Raw genomic sequence first — 1326 nt, 5'->3', positions numbered from 1 at the left:
CCCGTGGGGCATTGACCCCGTACGCTAAACTGTTCACCCCCTACTTGTAGAAACATGTTTGAGGCTGGTTGGGACGAGATCCCGTATAACAAGCGAAGCTATGATACTACAAGCAGGATTAGGGGTTACCGGCAAATTATCTTAGAAAAGGAGCGATACAATGAATCCAGTCGTTGGTCTGGATGTATCTAAAGGGGAAAGCCAAGTTCAGGTATTTTTAGACAAGGGTCAGCCATATGGAAAAAGCTTTAGCATTTCGCATACTCGTGAGGGACTAGATACTTTTCTTCACTTTCTCAAGAATGTAGAAAGTATAACTGGTCAACAACCTCCGGTTGTTCTGGAGTCAACTGGACACTACCAGACTCCGATTACTCAGTGTCTAGAAGAACAAGATTACTTGTATATTCTTATAAACCCACTCATCTCATATCAAGCAAAAAAATCAAGCTTACGCAAGGTAAAAACGGATGCGATTGACGCTTATCATTTATGTGAGCTGTATTACAAGGAGGAACTACAACCTTATAAGAAGAGAGGGTTACAGCTGTTAAACCTCCGTAATCTAACAAGACAGCATGACTCTCTAACTGATCTTTGTGTGCAAGCAAAATTACAGTTCCATGCCATTTTAGACCAAGTATTCCCTGAGTTTAGAACTGTATTTGGAAACTTGTTTTCGAAGGTATCTTTGCACATTTTACTGGAGTTCCCTACCTCGGAAGAGGTCTTAAAAGCTAAGGAATCTAAATTGACGAAACGAATCGAAGCTATATGTATCAGTCGTTCCAACACTTGGGCCGAAGAAAAGGCGAAAAAAATAATGGACGCAGCAAGTCGCAATCCATTTCAAAAAGCAGTGTACGAAAGTCATTTGATCAGTCTTGAGATGTATATTCGTATGATTCTTCAATATCAAGAGCATCTGTCCAATTTGGAGCAACGAATTGATGCTCTCGCATCAGAAATTGAAGAATATAAGATTATCCAATCTATCCCTGGTATCGGAGAAAAAATCGCGGCAACGATTATCTCTGAAATTGGTGAGATAGAGCGGTTTAATCACCCTAAAAAACTTGTTGCCTTTGCCGGAATCGATCCTAGTGTGCATTCTTCTGGTAAGTTTACTGCAACCATTAATCGAATCACGAAAAGAGGTTCCAGCAGGTTGCGACATGCCTTATATATGGCTGTCCTATGTGGCATCAGGAGTTCGCGCAATAAGAAGCTAAAAGAGTTTTATGACAGAAAACGCGCTGAAGGAAAGCCGTTTAAAGTCACCATCATTGCTTGCGTAAACAAACTGATTCACTGGATTTACATCCT

At 40.8% G+C, this 1326-nt stretch carries 1 protein-coding gene; it reads left to right on the top strand.

Going from position 1 to position 1326, the window contains the following annotated elements; all coding sequences use genetic code 11:
* Nucleotides 1–160: 160 nt before the first annotated feature.
* The coding region (locus tag HP398_RS30500) for an IS110 family RNA-guided transposase (RefSeq protein WP_173624493.1) at nt 161–1326 on the top strand (1166 nt) is incomplete at its 3' end.

Origin of the sequence: Brevibacillus sp. HB1.4B, assembly GCF_013284285.1 — a bacterium.
GTDB lineage: Bacteria > Bacillota > Bacilli > Brevibacillales > Brevibacillaceae > Brevibacillus > Brevibacillus porteri.
The sequence above is the reverse complement of the archived record's forward strand: the minus strand, read 5'-3'. Positions and strand labels throughout refer to the sequence as shown.